The 18,750-nt window shown below is 45.6% G+C and carries 18 protein-coding genes; 15 read left to right on the top strand and 3 right to left on the bottom strand.

Annotated features, from left to right (window positions below; all coding sequences use genetic code 11):
* The first annotated feature begins 52 nt into the window (after window positions 1-52).
* From murB to CHH60_RS05250, 5 genes are all read left to right on the top strand, one after another.
* Window positions 53-976: a UDP-N-acetylmuramate dehydrogenase gene (murB, locus tag CHH60_RS05270; RefSeq protein ID WP_095358246.1), complete on the top strand. Its 924-nt coding sequence runs from the start codon at window positions 53-55 to the stop codon at window positions 974-976.
* A gap of 208 nt (window positions 977-1,184) precedes the next feature.
* The gene (locus CHH60_RS05265) at window positions 1,185-2,345 is read left to right on the top strand and encodes a type III polyketide synthase (protein ID WP_095358245.1); all 1,161 of its coding nucleotides are present in this window, start codon (window positions 1,185-1,187) and stop codon (window positions 2,343-2,345) included.
* Entirely contained in the window at window positions 2,332-3,054 is a 723-nt protein-coding gene (locus tag CHH60_RS05260; RefSeq protein ID WP_095358244.1) for a methyltransferase domain-containing protein, read from the top strand. The genes CHH60_RS05265 and CHH60_RS05260 overlap by 14 nt, the downstream gene beginning before the upstream one ends.
* Window positions 3,055-3,114: 60 nt before the next feature.
* A complete protein-coding gene (locus CHH60_RS05255) occupies window positions 3,115-4,260 on the top strand; it encodes an NAD(P)/FAD-dependent oxidoreductase (RefSeq protein ID WP_095358243.1) in 1,146 nt (381 codons plus the stop codon).
* A gap of 180 nt (window positions 4,261-4,440) precedes the next feature.
* Entirely contained in the window at window positions 4,441-5,628 is a 1,188-nt protein-coding gene (locus CHH60_RS05250) for an aminotransferase-like domain-containing protein (protein ID WP_095358242.1), read from the top strand.
* 135 nt (window positions 5,629-5,763) lie between these two features.
* Here CHH60_RS05250 and CHH60_RS05245 read toward each other — a convergent pair whose 3' ends face one another.
* Window positions 5,764-6,189, bottom strand: a complete 426-nt coding sequence (locus tag CHH60_RS05245; protein ID WP_095358241.1) for a hypothetical protein — start codon at window positions 6,187-6,189, stop codon at window positions 5,764-5,766.
* A gap of 139 nt (window positions 6,190-6,328) precedes the next feature.
* Entirely contained in the window at window positions 6,329-7,603 is a 1,275-nt protein-coding gene (locus tag CHH60_RS05240) for a stalk domain-containing protein (protein ID WP_095358240.1), read from the bottom strand.
* A 226-nt stretch (window positions 7,604-7,829) separates the two neighbouring features.
* On the opposite strand from CHH60_RS05240, the gene CHH60_RS05235 reads away from it, so the two are divergent.
* From CHH60_RS05235 to CHH60_RS05210, 6 genes are all read left to right on the top strand, one after another.
* Entirely contained in the window at window positions 7,830-8,162 is a 333-nt protein-coding gene (locus CHH60_RS05235; RefSeq protein WP_095358239.1) for an antibiotic biosynthesis monooxygenase, read from the top strand.
* 205 nt (window positions 8,163-8,367) lie between these two features.
* On the top strand, window positions 8,368-8,676 hold the full coding sequence (locus CHH60_RS05230; RefSeq protein WP_095358238.1) for a hypothetical protein: 309 nt from the start codon (window positions 8,368-8,370) through the stop codon (window positions 8,674-8,676).
* Window positions 8,677-8,930: 254 nt separating this feature from the next.
* Window positions 8,931-10,904, top strand: a complete 1,974-nt coding sequence (locus CHH60_RS05225) for a 5'-nucleotidase C-terminal domain-containing protein (protein ID WP_255247828.1) — start codon at window positions 8,931-8,933, stop codon at window positions 10,902-10,904.
* A 204-nt stretch (window positions 10,905-11,108) separates the two neighbouring features.
* Window positions 11,109-12,137, top strand: a complete 1,029-nt coding sequence (locus CHH60_RS05220) for a helix-turn-helix transcriptional regulator (protein WP_095358237.1) — start codon at window positions 11,109-11,111, stop codon at window positions 12,135-12,137.
* A gap of 256 nt (window positions 12,138-12,393) precedes the next feature.
* The gene (locus CHH60_RS05215; protein WP_095358236.1) at window positions 12,394-12,810 is read left to right on the top strand and encodes a MerR family transcriptional regulator; all 417 of its coding nucleotides are present in this window, start codon (window positions 12,394-12,396) and stop codon (window positions 12,808-12,810) included.
* Window positions 12,811-12,833: 23 nt separating this feature from the next.
* Entirely contained in the window at window positions 12,834-13,808 is a 975-nt protein-coding gene (locus tag CHH60_RS05210) for an aldo/keto reductase (RefSeq protein WP_095358235.1), read from the top strand.
* Between the two features lie 106 nt (window positions 13,809-13,914).
* On the opposite strand, the gene CHH60_RS05205 is transcribed toward CHH60_RS05210, so the two are convergent.
* Window positions 13,915-14,976 carry an S-layer homology domain-containing protein gene (locus CHH60_RS05205; protein WP_095358234.1) on the bottom strand — a complete coding sequence of 354 codons (1,062 nt, stop codon included), beginning with the start codon at window positions 14,974-14,976 and terminating at the stop codon, window positions 13,915-13,917.
* Between the two features lie 177 nt (window positions 14,977-15,153).
* Here CHH60_RS05205 and CHH60_RS05200 point away from each other — a divergent pair, with 177 nt between their 5' ends.
* From CHH60_RS05200 to CHH60_RS05185, 4 genes are all read left to right on the top strand, one after another.
* Entirely contained in the window at window positions 15,154-15,768 is a 615-nt protein-coding gene (locus CHH60_RS05200; protein ID WP_095358233.1) for an esterase/lipase family protein, read from the top strand.
* Window positions 15,769-15,937: 169 nt separating this feature from the next.
* Entirely contained in the window at window positions 15,938-16,525 is a 588-nt protein-coding gene (locus tag CHH60_RS05195) for a sugar O-acetyltransferase (RefSeq protein ID WP_095358658.1), read from the top strand.
* Window positions 16,526-16,732: 207 nt separating this feature from the next.
* Window positions 16,733-17,632, top strand: a complete 900-nt coding sequence (locus tag CHH60_RS05190) for a helix-turn-helix domain-containing protein (protein ID WP_095358232.1) — start codon at window positions 16,733-16,735, stop codon at window positions 17,630-17,632.
* A 16-nt stretch (window positions 17,633-17,648) separates the two neighbouring features.
* Window positions 17,649-18,638: an aldo/keto reductase gene (locus tag CHH60_RS05185; protein WP_095358231.1), complete on the top strand. Its 990-nt coding sequence runs from the start codon at window positions 17,649-17,651 to the stop codon at window positions 18,636-18,638.
* Window positions 18,639-18,750 lie beyond the last annotated feature (112 nt).

The raw sequence follows: 18,750 nt of genomic DNA, 5'->3' as shown, positions 1-18,750 counted from the left end.
TTCAGAGTAAAATAACCTATACGATGCAATCAAGACAAGGTGGTAGAAAATCATGAATTCATATCAGTTATTAAGCAAAACCCTGTTTGACAACTTTCACGAAGACCGCATTCGATATTCCGAACCGATCCGAAATTATACGTACACGCGACTCGGCGGGGAAGCAGATATTCTAATATTCCCCGAGACCATAGATGAAGTAGCCAAAATTGTGAAGCTGGCGGTTCAGCATGATATCCCGCTGACTATACTGGGATACGGCTCCAACATGATTGTCAGAGATGGCGGCATTCGGGGGATTACCATGTCGCTGCAGAATCTTAATCAGGTCCATGTGAATGGTCATACGATGACAGCACAGAGCGGTGCAGCCATTATTGATGTATCCCGGCAGGCGTTAGATGCAAGTCTTACCGGACTCGAGTTTGCCTGCGGCATTCCGGGCTCGGTAGGTGGCGCGCTCTATATGAATGCAGGAGCATACGGAGGACAGATGTCCGATGTGGTCGAGTCTGCCATTGTCGTGACAGAGGCAGGCGAAATTATTACGATGCAGAGCGAGGAGCTGCTGCTAGGTTATCGCAAGAGTGTATTTATGGGCAAAAGGGATATTATCATCGAGGTGAAGTTCCAGCTGCAGCCGGGAGATCCGGTAGAGATCAAGGCGAAGATGGATGAACTTACTTACGCCAGAGAGTCCAAGCAACCACTGGAATATGCCTCCTGCGGAAGTGTCTTTAAACGTCCTGAAGGCCACTTTGCCGGCAAATTGATTCAGGATTGCGGACTTCAGGGCACTCGCATCGGCGGTGCGGAAGTATCTCGTAAACATTCGGGCTTCATCGTGAATGTGGATAATGCTACGGCGCAGGATTACATTGATATGATTGCGCTCATTCAGGAGAAGGTGCGCAGCCAGTTCAATGTGAATTTGGAAACGGAAGTCGTCATCATTGGCGATGAATTGAATAAATAATGGGACGCAAGTCCACACTTTTTCGATAAGTCGCCTTCAGGCGGCTTCTTTTTTTTACTCTTTCCCGAAGAAGAGCACCTGAATGGAGAATGTGGGTCAGCATAAACCATATACATAAATATAAAGGAAACGACAGATTACAACGACGCTCTTAAGGGTAAGTGTTGTTAATTAAAGGATATCTCTCATCCACCATAGGAGGTTTAAAATGAATCAACCCTTGTATAACCATACGGATATCGCCATCCTGGGCATGGGAACTGCACTGCCTGTTCATGAAGTTGCCCAGTCCGATATTGCTGAACTCATTGCTTCATCGTTTGAGGATCAACAGGATTTGGCCCGGTTTGCCAAAAGAGTGTTCAGGTCCTGCGGCGTAGAAACACGTTATACGGTTGAACCCAGCTATCTTGGGTCACTTGAGGACTGTCGTTACCTGCCTTCGGGGGACCATTCTCAGATTCCGTCCACGCAGGAACGAATGGATACATATAAACGTGAGGCTCTCCCGCTTGGAATGGAGGCTGCCCAGAGGGCATTGAAGGATGCGAGCATGTCTCCTGAACAGATAACACATATCATAACGGTCAGCTGCACAGGACAGTATCTGCCTGGTCTGGATGTCATGCTTATTCGCGATTTAGGATTATCTCCCCGCGTAAACCGGTTACCGCTGATTTTTCAGGGCTGTGCGGCGGGATTAAAAGCCATACAGATGGCTCGTGATGTCGTCCAGGGAACGCCTGATGCACAAGTGCTGGTCGTGTGCGTTGAACTTTGTACCTTGCATTTTCAACCGGTTAAGGAAAGAGGGGCGCTGTTTGCAGCCTCATTCTTCGGGGACGGAGCTTCTGCTTGTGTCGTTGGAGCACCGGAATCCGAGCAGCGGCATTATCTCGATCTTGGAACCGGATATTCCGTTCTTCTTCCTGATTCAACGGAGGATATGACATGGGAGGTAGGCAATCAAGGTTATGATCTGTACTTATCGCCTCGCATCCCCAAACTGCTGGGTGCTCACTTGCAGAACGAGCTCTATCAATTGCTCGGGAGCGACAGTTTACCCGAACTATGGGCTATTCATCCAGGCGGACGTGGGATCGTTGACTCTGTTCAGGAAGTCATGAATTTAAGAGCAGAACAGACGATGTACAGCAGGGAAATTCTTAGAACCGTAGGAAACTTATCATCCAATACCATTTTATTTGTACTTCATGCCATGCGTGAGGATATGAAAGCCCGTAATCAATCTGTGACGGAGGGTGTGGCGATGGCTTTTGGACCTGGGCTGATCGCGGAGCTCATGAAATTCACTTACGTTCCGTCCTATACGCCAGCGCTGAAGGAGAAGGATCATGTCCTTCTTTAGAAACTTGTCGATCCGGGCGAAGGAAGATGAATTGATGGATGATTTCTCCATGGGCGGGGAAGAATTGCGTGAAGCACTGCAGCACCTGCGTCGTCTCAATAAAATATTTGCCGCTCCCGGCCCTACTCTTGATGGTGTTGAGAAGTTATGGATATCTGTCGGTAGACCTCTTAAGCTGAGCATTATGGATGTAGGAGCTGGCTCAGGAGACGTGAATCAGAAGCTGCTTCATTGGGCGAATCAGAAGGGGATTGACCTTACGATTACATTGGTCGATCTGACCGAAGAAGCTTGCGAAGAGGCAAGACTGCTCTTTCAAAATGAACCGAGGGTCAATGTGCAGCGTGCCGATGTCATGAAACTGCCGGATGCATCGGCAGATATCGTTACAGGATCGCAGTTTGTACATCATTTTGACGGACAGCTGCTGCTTGATGTCGTTTCACATATGCTGCGTGTGTCCAAATATGGTGTTGTGATTAACGATATCCATCGCCACCCGGTATCCTATACCGCGGTCTGGCTTACAACCCGGATGATCTCGCGTAATCGTTATATCCGTCATGACGGTCCGCTGTCTGTTGCCAAGGGCTTCACGGCAAAGGATTGGGAGGAGTTAAAACAGCAATTGAATCATGACACCATGACCTATGAATGGAAGCCGCTGTTCCGCTACTCTGTCGTGATACCGAATCACCAGGCAGGTTAATGATGGTAGCATTTATAGTCACGGCTGCTCAAAATCCAACTTAAAGGCAGGTGATACTAGGTGTCCGAATCATTAGATGTCATTGTTATAGGTGCTGGAATCGCTGGCAGTTCTTGCGCCCTGCAGCTGGCCAGACAGGGTCATCGTACGCTTCTATTGGATCGACAGTCATTCCCCAGGCACAAAACCTGCGGCGAATTCATGTCACCAGAGACCAAAGAAATGCTGGAGTATCTAAATATTCAGCTTCAGGAAGTGAAGCCCAGCACGATGGATCACGCACAGATCATTATGCCTCAGGGCGGTCAGATTGAAGCTCCCTTGCCAGGACCCGCTTATGGCATCAGTCGACATGAACTGGATCGCATTCTCCACAAGCAAGCTGAAGCTGCGGGAGTCGAAATTATAACCAAAGCAACCATCGTTGGTATTCAGCTGCTCGAAGATGATCATTACGAGGTGCAGGTCAAACAGGGGGATGAACGATTAAGCTATGGAACGAAGGCTGTCATCGGAGCATATGGGACCAAAAAGCCACGTGGAATGACGTCTCCGCCTGAAATCCGGGATGAAACTGTATATGTTGGGATAAAGTCTCATTACAGCGGTCTTGTCATGCCTGCTAGAGTTGAACTCTATTTCTGTGAGGGAGGATACGTCGGCATTTCACCGATTGAGAATGGCTATGCGAATGTAGCAGCCTTGTTAACGCTGGATACGGTGCAAGGAAGCGGCAAGTCTGTAACCGATATCCTTCAGGCGGCCTCCGAAACGAATGGAAGGCTCGCAGCAAGACTGGCAGATGGAGAGCCTGTTCAGGGAACTCAGGTTTCCATAGCTCCGCTTCACTTGTCGAACGTGCCTGAGCCTTGGTCCCAGTTCCCGCATATTGGAGATGCGATGCTGATGATTCCTCCCCTGTGCGGTGACGGCATGTCCATTGCGCTGCGTTCTTCCATCTTGTGTGCGGAATGGACCAACCGTTATTTGCAAAAGGACATCGGATTTACACAGTGGAAGGAAGGATATACAAAAGACGCCAGCGATGAATTTACAGAGCTGCTTCGGCGTGCACGAAGAATCCAGAAGCTGGCTTTTGCCAAAACCAATAAATATTATCCCGCGCTCGCCCGCGTATTTCCTGGATTGGCAGCATATCTGGTCAAGGCTACAAGGTTATCAGAGATGAATGCAGCTCGCGGGTAATGTGGGAAAACATGCATAATGATGGATCTGTAAGAGGCGGCTTATGTCGACCTCTTTTTTATTTGTTTTTGACGAATTTGAAGCAGACCATTTTGAAAACAGAGAAGTACTCGTATAATAGAAAAGAATGTAGAAGTAGTATTGAGCGTCAGATTTGAAGCAGGGAGGCATTATATTAAGATGAACTATTCATTTTCTAACCGGATTGCTGCGCTGCAGCCGTCCATTATTCGAGAGATCCTGAAGGCATCCTCGGGTCAGAACGTTATTCCATTCTCTGCGGGAAATCCCGCTCCGGAGACGTTTCCCATTGAAGCCATTCGGACATTCACTCAGTCCATTCTGGAGCAGGATCCGGTAACGGCTCTGCAATACGGGATAACCGAAGGTTACGCCCCGCTGCGTGATACATTGACCCATCACCTGAAGACGAACTATAACACAGGCACAACATCGGACGAGCTATTTATTGTCTCTGGTGCACAGCAAGGCATTGAGCTTGCCTGCAAAGTATTCTGCAACGAGGGAGACACAATCATCTGTGAAAGCCCAAGCTTCATAGGATCGTTGAACTCCTTCCGGGCTTCAGGTGCAAGGCTGGTTGGCGTTCCAATGGAAAGCGACGGTATTGATATCGGCAAGCTTGAACTGGCACTGCAGACGGAGCAGAATGTGAAATTGATCTACCTGATCCCGAGTTTCCAAAATCCGACGGGAGTAACGACAAGTCTGGAGAAACGCAAAGCCATTTATGCTCTTGCCAAACAGTATGGTGTGATGATTCTGGAAGATAATCCATACGGTGAGCTTCGATTCAGTGGAGAAGATGTGCCTACGATCAAATCCATGGACGAAGAGGGGCTAGTGATCTATGTGGGCTCCTTCTCCAAAATCCTGTCTGCCGGCTTGCGTGTTGGCTATGTGCTGGCACCGAACGAAGTCGTGCAGAAAATGGTGGTTGCCAAACAGGGAGAAGACGTACATACGGCGATGCTTCCTCAAATCTTGGCCTACAAGTTCATGGCTGAATACCAGTATGCAGAACATATCAGCAGTATTCGTGAAATATATCGCAGAAAATCTGCCTTAATGATGGACAAACTCAAGGAACACATGGGGAATTCCATTACGTTTACCCAACCGGATGGTGGACTTTTCCTCTGGTGTGATCTGCCGGCTCATATTCCGATGCTGGATTATGCCAAGGCAGCTGCAGCCAGCGGCGTAGCGGTAGTTCCAGGCACGGCTTTCCTCGTTGATGAGAGTGAACCTTGCAATGCGATCCGATTGAATTTCTCCACACCTTCCGATGAACAGATTGTGAAGGGGATTGAAATTCTGGGGCAGGTATTGAAGCAGTATTCTTAATAACTTATGATCTGGGTAGCTCCCTGTACAGCTGAAGTGGCATCTAGCCCTTTCAACTGTGAGGGGGCTTTTCTCCATTCAAAAACCCTACCGCATTTGCAGCGGTAGGGTTTTTGAATGGGAATCGATCGATGATCAATCAGATACGAGGAAGCCGTCAAAATTTTCGGGACCGACTCGAACCGTTCCGAGCAAGTTTGTACTGATAAACGCTGAATACGTCAGTTGTGGTGTAATGGGCGGGTTAAAGTCATTCGCTGAAAAAGTAATGATTTCAGGTGCGAGTATACCGCTCAATCCATAGGTGCTATTTGCCGAATAGATGATAGGGTCTGTCGCCAGCGTACCTCTCACAATGGTAACTCTCACTACGAAAAACGCCAGAGGTAATTGAACCGTAATCGTCCCTTTGAGTTGAACTCTGGGATTAGCTCCTGTACCCGCTGTAATAAGACCAATCTGGGCAAATAACGTAGGCGTATTGATTACCGGTATGGGTACTGAGATGGAGTTGGTCGACGTTGCATTGATCGCGACTCTTGCATCCAGAAACTGAGTCATTCTGCATACCTCCTATCCGATAAGATAGAATAGTATATTCATAGAAGAAAAGTTCGCATGGACTCATTTCATGTGAATGGCTTGATGCCATTCACATGAATTTTTTATATGAGAATGACTTGCACAAGGTATTCTTTAATTACTCTTTGATGACTGACGAATTCACGGCTTCTACCATTTGATTGTTGAATTCACGGAATAAGCCAAGGCGCCAGAATGCTGCTCCTTTGAGATCATATCTCTTGGCCAATCCAAGCTTGTCATCAACGGAGGTTCCCGTTTCGCTGTTTAAGTTAATCCCAAGCAGCAGCTTATCTTTTGGAACGCCTGCGTTAAGTGCAAGCTGGATGGCTTGGTCAACAAGACTGTTGGGTTCCGGAACCTGTGCCTTGGTACCCGCAGGGTTATATTGATAAGCCATAATAATAAGATCATCTGCCAAGGAAGCGAGCGTTTTGTAATCATAGCCTTTATAGGCACTGTTCAGAGGTGGTACAGCCAGTGATATCGAAATGTCATGAGGCAAGGACGCTTTTAACTGTTTGACATAGTCGTTAAGCAGCTTCTGCTGCTGCTTGGCATCCAGTTTGAAACCCAATCCTTCAAAATCAAGAACGACGCCGCCGAATCCATTCTCCGTAACTGCATCGTTAATGCCCTGAATCGATTTCTCGCGCAGACTGCTGTCACTCAAAACTTTGGTTAGCTCGCCTTGACCATCCAGTGCATATACCATAAGGTATGGTTTAATATTCTGATCTGCAGCATCCGCCACGATGGTCTGAGGGGTCAGTTCGCCTGCTGCCTCAGGCAGATAATATTCATCCCCTTGAAGCGTGAATTGGCCATTCCGGTCGATTCGACTCCAGCCAAAAGCTACAGAGTTCATGGATGGGACCAGATCGATTTCATGAAATGCCCGTACGGCATAAAATGCTCTCAAATGCATTTCACGCTGTGGGGATACGAGAGAAACTGTACGTGTAGCCTGATCCCAGCCCACTCCGACGCCGAATTGGCTGCTGAACGAACTGAGCGGAATGAGTACGCGTCCTTCTCGCTGAACCGGGGCTGCAGCAAGCTTCACTTTGGTGCCATTGACGGTGGCTGTGGTATTACCCACTTGAAGAAGTACCTCTGTAGCTTGACCTTTAACACTGCCTACGGCTTTGACGGTTTGCGTTTTGCTGTTCCACGTAATCTGGATTCCTAATGCTTCACCTACGGTACGGAAGGGAACATAAGTAACTCCCTTATCAACTCGCGGGGCAGCATCAAATTGGAGTACTACATTATCCAACTTGACCGATATGGCAGGTGCTGCATGCACATCACCGATGTTTACCGACGTTCCAAGCAAGGACAAACCAATCAAGGTGGCAGCAATGGTTTTACCTATGTGTTTACGAACCATGTTTTTGTATTCCTCCACATTCATAAAATAGTAGAAAAAAGGACATATAGACAGTAATCTAGCATAGTGTAGTATAGCAAAATTTTCATAGAGTTCCAATTACAAGATAGACTAACTTGGCTTTATTGATAATCATTTTCAATTAGGCTACAATAGTGGAAAGAGTAAAACAAAATGCGGTTAGGCTGGTGGGTTTCCAGTGTAACTGCAATCAGGAGGAATAATGATGTTGATTCAGACGCGCAGTATGGTTATAGAAAAAGGACATAGTGACAAGGTGCTGGAACGTTTCAATGGCCCAACCCCAGTAGTGGACATGCCTGGTCTGATTGATTTTAGTGTCATGGTCAACAAGAAGAGCAAGGAACATGAAGAGGTTATGGTTTTGATCCGTTGGGAATCAGAAGAAGCGTGGAAAAACTGGGAGAAAAGCGATGCACACATCCAGGGCCACCGCAACAAAAGAGGGCAGGAGAAACCTGCGTATCTGATCAGCACAACCGTAAATATGTATGAAGTCCAGACGGTGAAAACAGGCACAGGTACGGTTCAACAATAGGTTCAACAATATAGTTTATATGAAGTTCATCAGGACCTCCAAGAGAGGTTCTTTTCATTCAAACCAGCAACGAATAGAGCGCACGCATATATAGAGAAATTAACATCCTTTGCGGCTGCAGAGCGCTTTTCTTGCCGAAACGATACGTAAATTGCTATTATGAATGAAAATATATACTTGAATTAATCAATCTGGAGGCATATCAATGAATCAGCGTTTCCGTATCACCCGAACTATGCAAGAAGAGAATGAGCGACCAGCCATTACTCTCGAAGAGTGCAAGGCATACTTTGCAACCCAGCCTGACTTTACGTATTCACAGGTTTACATTGTTCAGGGAACCGAAAGTACCATGTCCATTGATGGAGATTTCTTTATGTGGAAGCAGGATAATGTGGACATTCCTTTCCGGCTATATTCTGGGGATCTGTACGTAGCCATTTCCAGTGAAGCTGTGGTTCCCAAGATGATTGAAGTCGCGACTGCTCTGCAAGCAGATATCGTGGAAGGATAATAAATTTGAAGTCTGGTCCTTAAGTGGATCAGGCTTTTTTTATTATGACAAAACAATAATTTGTATACTCCTAAATATTGGCTCATTACCAATAAAATAGGTAATTAACCTGCCGCAACAACAAGAATGTGTTGCAAAATGTAATAATTTAGTTCAAAACGTAAATTTAATCTCCAATTATTTGATTTATCTTGTTATGATCTAGAGGATAGACTTGGTAACACACATCATAAGACAAGAGGTGAAAGGGATTTATGAAGCATCGTAGTAAGCTCAGCTGGATTGTCATCATGGTTTTGGTGTTCTCTACTCTTTTTGGTGGAATTGCGGCTGCCGAGACGTACACCGTTAAAAAAGGAGATACGTTGTGGACCATCGCCAAAACAAATGGGACAACCGTAGCAGAGATGCAAAAGCTCAATCGATTGAAAAACGTGAATATCCTTCAAGTGGGCCAAAAGTTAAAGCTTCCTGAGAAGCCGTCCACAGGGAGTGAGGTTCCTCAAAAAGAAGAGGAAGCCGAATCCACTACAATCACCATCCTGGGCACCTCTGACGTGCACGGGAATCTGTGGGGCTATACTTATGAAGATAGTGCGGAAACAACGAATAACGGGCTCGCACGGATATCTACATATGTCAATGATGTGAAGAAGACCTCCCCTAACGTGCTGTTGATTGACAATGGGGACACATATCAAGGCAATATTTTAACAGATGATATTTATCGTAAAAACACGGATGTCATTCATCCTGTTTCCAAAGCCATGAATGCCATGAAGTACGATGCTATGGTTTTTGGTAATCATGAATTCAATTTTGGACTGGATCATGTAGATCGAATTATGAAAGAACTGAACTTCCCCGTACTTGGAGCCAATATCCAGACAGAAGATGGCGGGACACTTGGCGAGCCGTACACGATTATCGATGTGGATGGCATAAAAGTAGGGATTATCGGTGTAACGACACCAAATGTACCTCGTTGGGACGGCGATAAGGTAGACGGCCTTACGTTCAAGCATATGGGTGAAACGGTGAAGAAGGTTGCACAATACCTCAAAAATGAGAAAAAAGTGGATGTACTTATCGCGAGCGCGCATGCAGGCATGTTTGCTGAGTTCGACGAAGACGGAGCTTCAGACTCGGCTGAACGAATTGTAAACATGGTGCCTGAACTTGATGCCATGCTGGTTGGGCACATGCACATCGTGGTTAACGAAAAAATCGGACAAACCGTGATCGGCGGTCCTCGCAACCTTGGCCGTGACATTGTGCGATTTGATATCGAAGTGAAAAAAGATCAAGGTAAAAATAAAGTGACGGACCGTCAGGTTCAAGTGGTAGATATGGCTTCCTACACCCCTGATCCGGCGATTCGTGACCTGGTGAAGGAAGAGCACGAAGCTACGATCCAATTCATTACAGGTGGTGGTTCTGCTGGAGCGGAAGGCTCGTCTGGTGGTATCTTCGGTCAGGCAACCGAGGACTTCCAGCCTGTGAATGAAATTAATGGGATTCCTGAGGGCAAGCTACAAGATACAGCCGTGGTTGATCTGATCAACAAGGTTCAGATGGAAGTGAGCGGAGCGGATGTTTCGGCTGCTGCACTCTTCAAAGACACCTCCAATCTGAAAAAAGGCAATATCACTTATGCGAATATTTTCGATATTTACAAATTCGATAATGTGCTCTATACGGTTAAGGTTACGGGTAAAGAACTGAAGGCGTATATGGAATGGTCTGCTTCACACTACAATCAGTGGAAAGAGGGAGACGTTTCGATCAGCTTCGATCCTGAAGTTCCAGGTTATTTGTATGATATGTTTGCTGGCGTAGACTACAAAATTGACCTGTCTAAGCCTGCAGGTAAGCGTATCATCGATGTAATGTATCAAGGCAAGCCTCTGGCTGATACGCAAGAACTGAAGCTTGCTGTAAACAACTATCGATACAGCAGCGCATTGAAAGCTTACAAATTGGTAGAAGCAAACCGCGATTGGGAATCACCACGCAGCATTCGGGATTACCTGGTGGAATACATTCAAGAACATCAGGAGATTTCCCCGGAAGTGGACAATAACTGGGAGATCGTTGGAATCGATCTCGCAAGCCCTTATCGGGATGAGATCATTCAACTGGTGAATGAAGGCAAGATCGATGTTCCTTATGACCAATCGCTTAATGTGAACGAGCTGCTCAAGCAAGGAATTATTAAGAAACAATAAGAAGTAAACTGCTTCCATATTGCAAGAACAAGAAGTCGCCATCAAGGCGGCTTTTTTGCATTGAAAGCAAAGGGGTTAGGTCAGTTTATGGGGGATAGTGTGGTTTTGGTTGTTCTTCTAGTTGAGATGACCATCAGATTAGACATCTGGTGGACGAAGGAGTATTCTTGTTTATACTTATGATCCATTGAAGGAGATCGAAAGATGAAGCCGCATTCCAATGAACGTATTAAGATTCCAGCCGGATTCTGGGCAGGCTTGGAGCAATTGGGGATCGATACCCATGACGTAGCCCGCAGAGCACAACTGCCACTCACCAAGATTACAAACGCAATCGTCAATACTGACCAATATTTTGCAATCTGGCAGGCTTATTCCGACCTCATGGGTGACACGGCTGAAGGAACCATCAAACTGGCAACCGCTTTTGAAACAGCCCACTATCCACCAAGTGTATTAGCCACTTACCATGCTCGTGACTACCGTGATGCGCTATATCGGATGGCTCGGTACAAACGGATGTGTCCTCCCGAAAGCTTGCACATTACCGAGGAGGATGATCGCTGCATTATTGAACTGGAGTGGATGAATGGTGGACCGTCTGGACCTCCCGTCCTGGTTGGAATCACGCTGGCCTTTCTTCTGGAGCTAGGACGCCGTGGTACAGGGCAGTCTTTGAATGCACTGCAGGTCGAATTCTCACAGCCCATGGGAGACGTGAAGGCTCTGGAAGCTTACTTCGGCTGCCATATCCAGATGGGTGCACCAAGCAATCGATTGATTTTGCGTCAAAAAGATCTGGATCTTGCCTTCATCTCGTATAACGAAGAACTGCTTGAGATATTGACGCCCATACTTGATCGCTCGCTAGATGAACAGAAACAGGCCCAATCCATGACAGAAGCGGTCGTATGGATTCTGAAACGGAGCCTCACAGGTGGACGTCCCGATGTCCAAATCGTAGCGCAGGAGTTAGGCGTAAGTGATCGAACATTACAGCGCAGACTTACCGATGAGAACACCAGCTTCAAACAGCTGCTGAACCAAGCCAGACATGAGCAGGCTCGAGTATACCTTACTGATCCTTCACTTGATATCAAAGAAGTGGCCTTTCTTGTAGGGTATGAAGACCAGAATTCATTTTATCGGGCCTTCCGGCTATGGGAAGGGGAGACGCCTACGAATTGGCGCTCAAAGCAAGAAAGCAGCCGTAACAGGATAGTCATGAATTGATGGATCGAAGGTAAACTACCTTTTTCTATAACAATATACGATAGTCTTCTGACTTACTGATCATAAGAACCTTGAAAATTCAAGGTTCTTATATTTTGTTCCGGACAGGTGGTTTAGACACCAGGTTGAACCCCTTTTAATAGGAGAAAAGGCTAAGAGAAATTCAAAAAAATAGATGGTTGACTTAAAGTGCACATTAATACTTATGATGTGAAAGAGCCAGCCGGACATGTGAATCCAAAGGAGGAATAATGATATGAGCTTTACCATCAAAGAAGCATCAGAACGGCTAGGTTGCCCGGCACATAAAATTCGTTATTACGAGAAAGAAGGTTTGCTCCCATATATCAACAGAGATCAGAACGGAAATCGTTTGTTTGAAGAAGAGCATCTGGAATGGATGAGAGTGATGTCCTGTTTTCGAGCAACAGGCATGAAAGTGTCCGTATTGAAGCAGATGGTTAACCTTGCCATGGAAGGTGCTTCAACGATACCGCTCAGAAAAGCAATGCTCACGCAATATAAAAAAGAATTGTATCAACGACAAAACGATCTTAATCAAGCGTTAGAAGCGGTGAATCAAAAATTATCAATCTATGATGATATGGAAAAAGGCAAAGAGGATTCAGAAAATAAATTATTACAGGAAATGTCCAGTTTGAAACACATTTAATCGAACAGGAGAGGAAGATTGGGATGAAGTTTAGTCAAACATTGGGAAACAGTAATTTGAAGGTATCGTCGGTAGGAATGGGATTAATGGGGATGTCTCCGGGGATGTACGGTGAGGTTAACGATGAGCTTTCTATCCAAACGATACATCGTGCTCTGGAAATGGGTGTAACGATGCTGGATACGGCTGATGTCTATGGAAATGGCCATAACGAAGAACTTCTGGGCAAGGCGCTCAAAGGTCGGCACGACCAGGCGATCATTGCTACCAAATTTTCATATACGCCAAATTATGAGCAAATCAGTGGTCATCCTGATTATGTTAAAAAAGCAGTGGATGCAAGTTTGAATCGATTAGGCGTAGAATATATTGATCTCTATTATCAGCATCGCGTAGATCCCAATGTTCCTATCGAGGAAACGATTGGCGCAATGTCCGAATTAGTACAGGCTGGAAAAGTTCGCTGCCTTGGGCTTTCGGAAGCATCCGCGTCGACGATTCGCCGAGCGCATGCGGTACATGCCATATCCGCTTTACAAAGTGAATATTCTCTCTGGAGCCGGGATATTGAAGATGAAATTCTTCCAACCGTTAGAGAATTAGGCATTACTCATGTGGCCTATAGTCCGCTAAGCCGTGGTTTTATCACAGGTGAATTACGTACGTTTGAGGATCTCGCTGCAGATGATCTTCGCAGATATATGCCTCGTTTCCAAGGTGAAAACTTTCAAAAAAATGTTGAGATCGTAGATCAAATCAAAAAAATAGCCAGCGAAAAGAATTGCACACCTTCTCAGCTTGCTATTGCCTGGACGCTGGCCAATGGGGCATTGCCGATCCCTGGAACGAAACAGATCAAATATCTGGAGGAAAATGTAGGAGCATTAGATATCGAGTTGACTCCTGAAGATCTGGTACGCATTGAAAAGGTAAGCCCCAAAAATAGGATTCATGGTACCCGATATCTTAAGGAGCACATGAATCTCCTTAATGGCTAAATCAAATGATCATGGGTAATTGAATATAATCGAATAGATACAAAACAACCACTGAATTAGGATTCAGTGGTTGTTAGTGTTAATGAAATAAATGAAAGATTAGAGCCTATTCTTCATAAGGAAGGATGGCATAGATCTTCCAGCTGTTATCATTCAATTTCTTGAGTTTATACAATCCGTCCATTGAAACCGTTTCTTCTTGTTGTTCTTTACCCGAATGGACCGTTACTTTCATCTTGCCGCCTTCTGCTTCTAATACAGCCAGACGGTTAGAGCTTTCGATCACGGAAAAGTCCGGTTGGGAGAGCATTTCAATATCCATTGAGTTTTCTTCATCCGCTGCAGAAGTTAAATCCTCCAAATACGTGAAGTTGGATGAAAGCTGATATCCAGTGTAATACGTTGCATAGGTTACGGACAACTGATCATATTTATGATCCGTCATGGCTTGAATCTCCGACTCCGTAGCAGTGGAAGCAAGTGCAGTCAGTTCAGATATCTCCGGCAGCTCGGTTTGCTCCAATTGTAAAGCACGTTCTAGCATAACTACAGCTTGAGCACGTGTAGCTTTTGCGAAAGGTTGAAACGTAGTTGTTGTCATTCCTGAAACAATACCAGCCTGGCTCGCTTTGGTAATGGCGGAAGCTGCATAGTAGTTTGGAACGTCCTTGAAGGTTTTGGATGCACCTTTAAACTCCACCGTATCGGAGAACGCACGTACGACCATTACCGCGATATCGCCGCGTGTGATCGGGAGGTCAGGTCCGAATTCAGTGCTGCTTACACCTCCAACGACGCCAAGTGAACTGGCAATCCGAATGGACTCAGCATACCATTTGCCTGCTTTTACATCACTGAAGGATTTTCCTTGAGCTGTACTATGTAGTCCTGTAGCTTGAACAAGAATAGCTACGAATTCTGCACGAGTGATGGGATGATTGGGCTTAAGAGCGACCTCGCCATTGCCCAGGCTGTAACCGTTAAGAAGGTCAGCGTTAACGAAATTGTCAAGCGTATCGTACGCCCAGTGGCCATCAATATCTGTCGGGAAATACAAATCTAGCGATTTGTACGAATCGGCAGCATGGGCTTTGCTCCACGAAAAAGGGAATACCACAAGGATCATGGCGAAGAAGAAAAGAGTGATGCGGTTAATCGTTTGTCTCATCTAGGAAGTTCCTCCTGTAAATTGAAATTTGCCGTCATTCAGCATAACAGAGAAGGGGGTGGATGGCTAAAGGAAATCTTTACTAACGATTTAATCTATTAAATTTGAGACTAAAGATCCATTTATATTCCATTTATTCACTTATATTATATATAGTGTAAATTATATTTTAGGAGGATGAATGATGTGAAAAAGAGTAAATTGTTTTTTGCCATGGTCATGAGCATACTGATAGCCATTTCGATACCTGGTATCGGTCAGAGCTCAAAGACATTCGCTGCGACAGAACGGACACCTGTTGTTTTTGTTCATGGATTAACAGGTTCCGATAGCAATTTCACTTATATTGAGAGTTATCTGCGTGGTCAAGGCTGGTCCAGAGATGAGCTGTTTGCGATTGATCTGCCCAGCAAGCAGGGGAATCAGTTGTTGAATTCGGCAGCTATCAGTCAATTCGTAGACAATGTACTTCGGGAAACAGGTCATAGCAAAGTCAACATTGTGGCTCATAGTATGGGCGGGGCTAATAGTTTATATTACATATTAAACCGTGGGGGTTCTACCAAAGTAGACAAGCTGGTCACCTTGGGAGGCGCCAATCGTTTGACTACAACTTCAGCCCCACAGGGAGTTGAGGTTACTTCCATCTACTCTACCAGTGACACGATCGTATCTCCTGCACTTTCCCGCTTGAGCGGAGCGAATAACATACAGGTTTCGCTGGTGTCCCATATCTGTCTGCTCTTCAATTCACGGGTTAATGCCTTAATTAGGACAGCATTGAATGAATAGAGAGACAGCGGCAGCTGAATGAAACATGAGTGATCCAAGAGGTCACTCGTGTTTTTTTGTATTTTGCTAACAGATGAATTTATAATAGATTGTATTGTACATTGCTGCGTCCATACATAGAATTTTGGCTACTTAAATAGACACAACGAAGGAGCTTACACGAATGACGATGACCGAGAAAGAAAAAGCACAACAAGGACTCTTATATGACAATAACAATGATCCGCAATTGGTAAACGAACGCCTTGAAGCAAAAGAGCTGTGCTACGACTACAACCAGCTTCGTCCGCGCATGATATCCGAAAGAGAAGCCATGATGAGAAAAATTTTGGCAAAAACAGGAGAGAAGTTTTGGATTGAACAGCCTTTCTATTGTGACCAAGGATACAACATTGAGATTGGAGAAAACTTTTATTGTAATCATAATACGGTGATGCTGGATGCAGCGAAGATTACCTTTGGCACCAATGTGTTCATTGCACCGAATTGCGGATTTTACACTGCTGGTCATCCCCTGGATGCTGAACAGCGTAATCAAGGGTTGGAGATTGCCCTTCCAATTACAGTAGGGGACAATGTATGGATTGGCGGAGGCGTATCTGTGCTGCCAGGTGTAACGATTGGAGACAATACGGTGATTGGCGCGGGAAGCGTAGTGACGAAGGATATACCAGCAGGAGTCATTGCTGCAGGTAACCCATGCAGAGTCATTCGAGCGATTACGGAAGCGGATAAGAATAAATATCCTAGAGGGTAAATTGGTCATAGCCCAAGAGAATAGAAGAGAGAACGGGAGCCAGTTTACTGGAACCCGTTTTTGGTTTCATTGATTTGGCGTTGACGGATGCATACCTTCAGAAGAATGAACGAAATGATCACATGACTTGAGCTTCAGAGCAAAGTATTTCTTGCAGAAAAGCGTTATTGTTATGTTTGCAGGAGATGACAGAAGGTAGGAAGAAGAATGGATGTACGACGAACCAAAAAATTAATTCATGCTCCAAAAGGAATGGAACAGGCACCAGACAAAGAGGGAAGCTTGAAATGGAATGGGCTTACAGTCATCCAGTTTTGTTTGCATACGCAGGGAACCAGAGGAGGATTTTTCCTGAAAGATCATCTGCTGCTGTTCGTTAAATCAGGTGTATACACGGTTAAATTCAAGAACGAAAAGCATACGGTGCGGAGCAATGAAATGATATTCTTGCACAAAGCGATCAAGGTAGACTACGAGAAGTCGGGTGAGCCCGGTACCGAATATTTGCTGGATTATATGATGTTTTATCTGAATGAGGACATACTTCATAAGTTCGCAGATTTTGCAGATTGGAAGAGCATTCATCCCACCAATGATGTCGTTCCGTTATCTGTCATTCCAGTTAATGAACCAATGAGAGCATATATTCACTCCCTAAAATCATATTTTAACCAATCTGATTCGATCAGCGACGGATTGGTAGGCGTCAAGTTCATGGAGCTGCTGTTTCATCTTGCCGAAGCAAACACGAACTTGCTACAACAGCTGTTGTATCCCCATCCTGCTGAACGGAGTCAGATTGAACAAGTTGTAGAAGAGAATGTAACCAATCCCGTTTCCATTGAAGATCTGGCCTATTTGTCTGGCAGAAGCCTGTCAACGTTCAAGCGGGAATTTCGGGCATTGTATAACTCTTCTCCGCTAAAATGGATCCGTAATCGCAGACTGGATCTGGCCAGTCAGCTCCTGCTCGAGACGACACAGTCGGTAACTGATATTTGTTATGCCTGCGGGTTCGAAAATACGACTCACTTTTCCAAGGTGTTTAAAATGCGCTTTGATCTATCGCCAACTGAATATAGACGACGGAACATTAGAAAAGAATAACGAGGAGGACGAAAAGATGGACTATGTGAAGCTGGGGAAGACAGGGTTGGATGTGTCTAGAATTTGCCTGGGATGCATGGGGTTTGGCGATGCCAACCGCTGGATTCATCAATGGGTACTGAACGAAGAGAATAGCCGGCCAGTCATTAAGAAGGCTCTGGAGCTCGGTATTAACTTTTTTGATACAGCGAATGTCTATTCTCTGGGGGCAAGTGAAGAGATCCTTGGGCGGGCCTTGAAGGATTATGCCAAACGAGATGAGGTTGTAATTGCCACCAAGGTGCATGGACGAATGCATGAAGGACCGAACGGTGCCGGATTGTCCCGCAAAGCCATCATGAGCGAAATTGATAAGAGTCTGATGCGACTTGGAACCGACTATGTGGATCTGTACCAAATTCATCGCTGGGACTACCATACCCCAATCGAAGAAACGATGGAGGCATTACATGATGTAGTCAAAGCCGGAAAAGTAAGATATCTCGGTGCTTCTGCGATGTACGCCTGGCAGTTCCAAAAGGCCTTATTTGTCGCTGAGCGCAATGGCTGGACCAAATTCGTTTCCATGCAAAATCATCTGAACTTGCTGTACCGTGAAGAGGAACGTGAGATGCTTCCCCTATGCAAGGAGGAAGGGATCGGAGTCATTCCCTACAGCCCGCTTGCTTCAGGAAGACTGACACGTGACTGGTCGGAAACAACGCATCGCTCCGAGACGGATCAGGTTCAGAAATCCAAATACGACTCTACTGCCGATACGGATCGCTTCATTGTAGAGCGGGTTGCAGAGATCGCAAGCAAGCACGGTGTTCCGCGGGTTCACATTGCTCTGGCATGGCTTATGCAGAAGCAGCCCGTAACAGCCCCCATTATTGGTGCGACGAAGATATCACATTTGGAGGATGCCGTTGCAGCTATGGACCTGAAGCTGACAGAAGAAGAAATCGCGTGGTTGGAAGAACCCTATGTGCCACATCCGGTTGTGGGTTTAATTCCAATTCAATAATTGATGTGAATATATTAGCGGATGAAGGGCTTGCCCTATCGTTCGCTTTTTTGTTTTTCTGCCTTCAACATGAAAAAGGGTCAAGTGGGAAAGGATACCTTAAGCGGTCCAA

This window comes from Paenibacillus sp. 7523-1, from assembly GCF_002276415.1.
Classification (GTDB): domain Bacteria; phylum Bacillota; class Bacilli; order Paenibacillales; family Paenibacillaceae; genus Paenibacillus; species Paenibacillus illinoisensis_A.
This window is presented reverse-complemented; position numbering and strand designations above follow the sequence as displayed.

Excerpts from the sequence above, each read along its gene's own strand:
- CHH60_RS05245 (WP_095358241.1), bottom strand. The coding sequence starts at position 6,189 with ATGACTCAGTTTCTGGATGCAAGAGTCGCGATCAATGCAACGTCGACC.
- CHH60_RS05200 (WP_095358233.1), top strand. The coding sequence starts at position 15,154 with ATGAATGATGTGAAAAAGAGTAAATTGTTTTTTGCCATGGTCATGAGC.
- CHH60_RS05235 (WP_095358239.1), top strand. The coding sequence starts at position 7,830 with ATGTTGATTCAGACGCGCAGTATGGTTATAGAAAAAGGACATAGTGAC.
- CHH60_RS05220 (WP_095358237.1), top strand. The coding sequence starts at position 11,109 with ATGAAGCCGCATTCCAATGAACGTATTAAGATTCCAGCCGGATTCTGG.
- CHH60_RS05240 (WP_095358240.1), bottom strand. The coding sequence starts at position 7,603 with ATGGTTCGTAAACACATAGGTAAAACCATTGCTGCCACCTTGATTGGT.
- CHH60_RS05265 (WP_095358245.1), top strand. The coding sequence starts at position 1,185 with ATGAATCAACCCTTGTATAACCATACGGATATCGCCATCCTGGGCATG.
- CHH60_RS05205 (WP_095358234.1), bottom strand. The coding sequence starts at position 14,976 with ATGAGACAAACGATTAACCGCATCACTCTTTTCTTCTTCGCCATGATC.
- CHH60_RS05250 (WP_095358242.1), top strand. The coding sequence starts at position 4,441 with ATGAACTATTCATTTTCTAACCGGATTGCTGCGCTGCAGCCGTCCATT.
- CHH60_RS05230 (WP_095358238.1), top strand. The coding sequence starts at position 8,368 with ATGAATCAGCGTTTCCGTATCACCCGAACTATGCAAGAAGAGAATGAG.
- CHH60_RS05260 (WP_095358244.1), top strand. The coding sequence starts at position 2,332 with ATGTCCTTCTTTAGAAACTTGTCGATCCGGGCGAAGGAAGATGAATTG.
- CHH60_RS05185 (WP_095358231.1), top strand. The coding sequence starts at position 17,649 with ATGGACTATGTGAAGCTGGGGAAGACAGGGTTGGATGTGTCTAGAATT.
- murB (WP_095358246.1), top strand. The coding sequence starts at position 53 with ATGAATTCATATCAGTTATTAAGCAAAACCCTGTTTGACAACTTTCAC.
- CHH60_RS05210 (WP_095358235.1), top strand. The coding sequence starts at position 12,834 with ATGAAGTTTAGTCAAACATTGGGAAACAGTAATTTGAAGGTATCGTCG.
- CHH60_RS05225 (WP_255247828.1), top strand. The coding sequence starts at position 8,931 with ATGAAGCATCGTAGTAAGCTCAGCTGGATTGTCATCATGGTTTTGGTG.
- CHH60_RS05215 (WP_095358236.1), top strand. The coding sequence starts at position 12,394 with ATGAGCTTTACCATCAAAGAAGCATCAGAACGGCTAGGTTGCCCGGCA.
- CHH60_RS05190 (WP_095358232.1), top strand. The coding sequence starts at position 16,733 with ATGGATGTACGACGAACCAAAAAATTAATTCATGCTCCAAAAGGAATG.
- CHH60_RS05195 (WP_095358658.1), top strand. The coding sequence starts at position 15,938 with ATGACCGAGAAAGAAAAAGCACAACAAGGACTCTTATATGACAATAAC.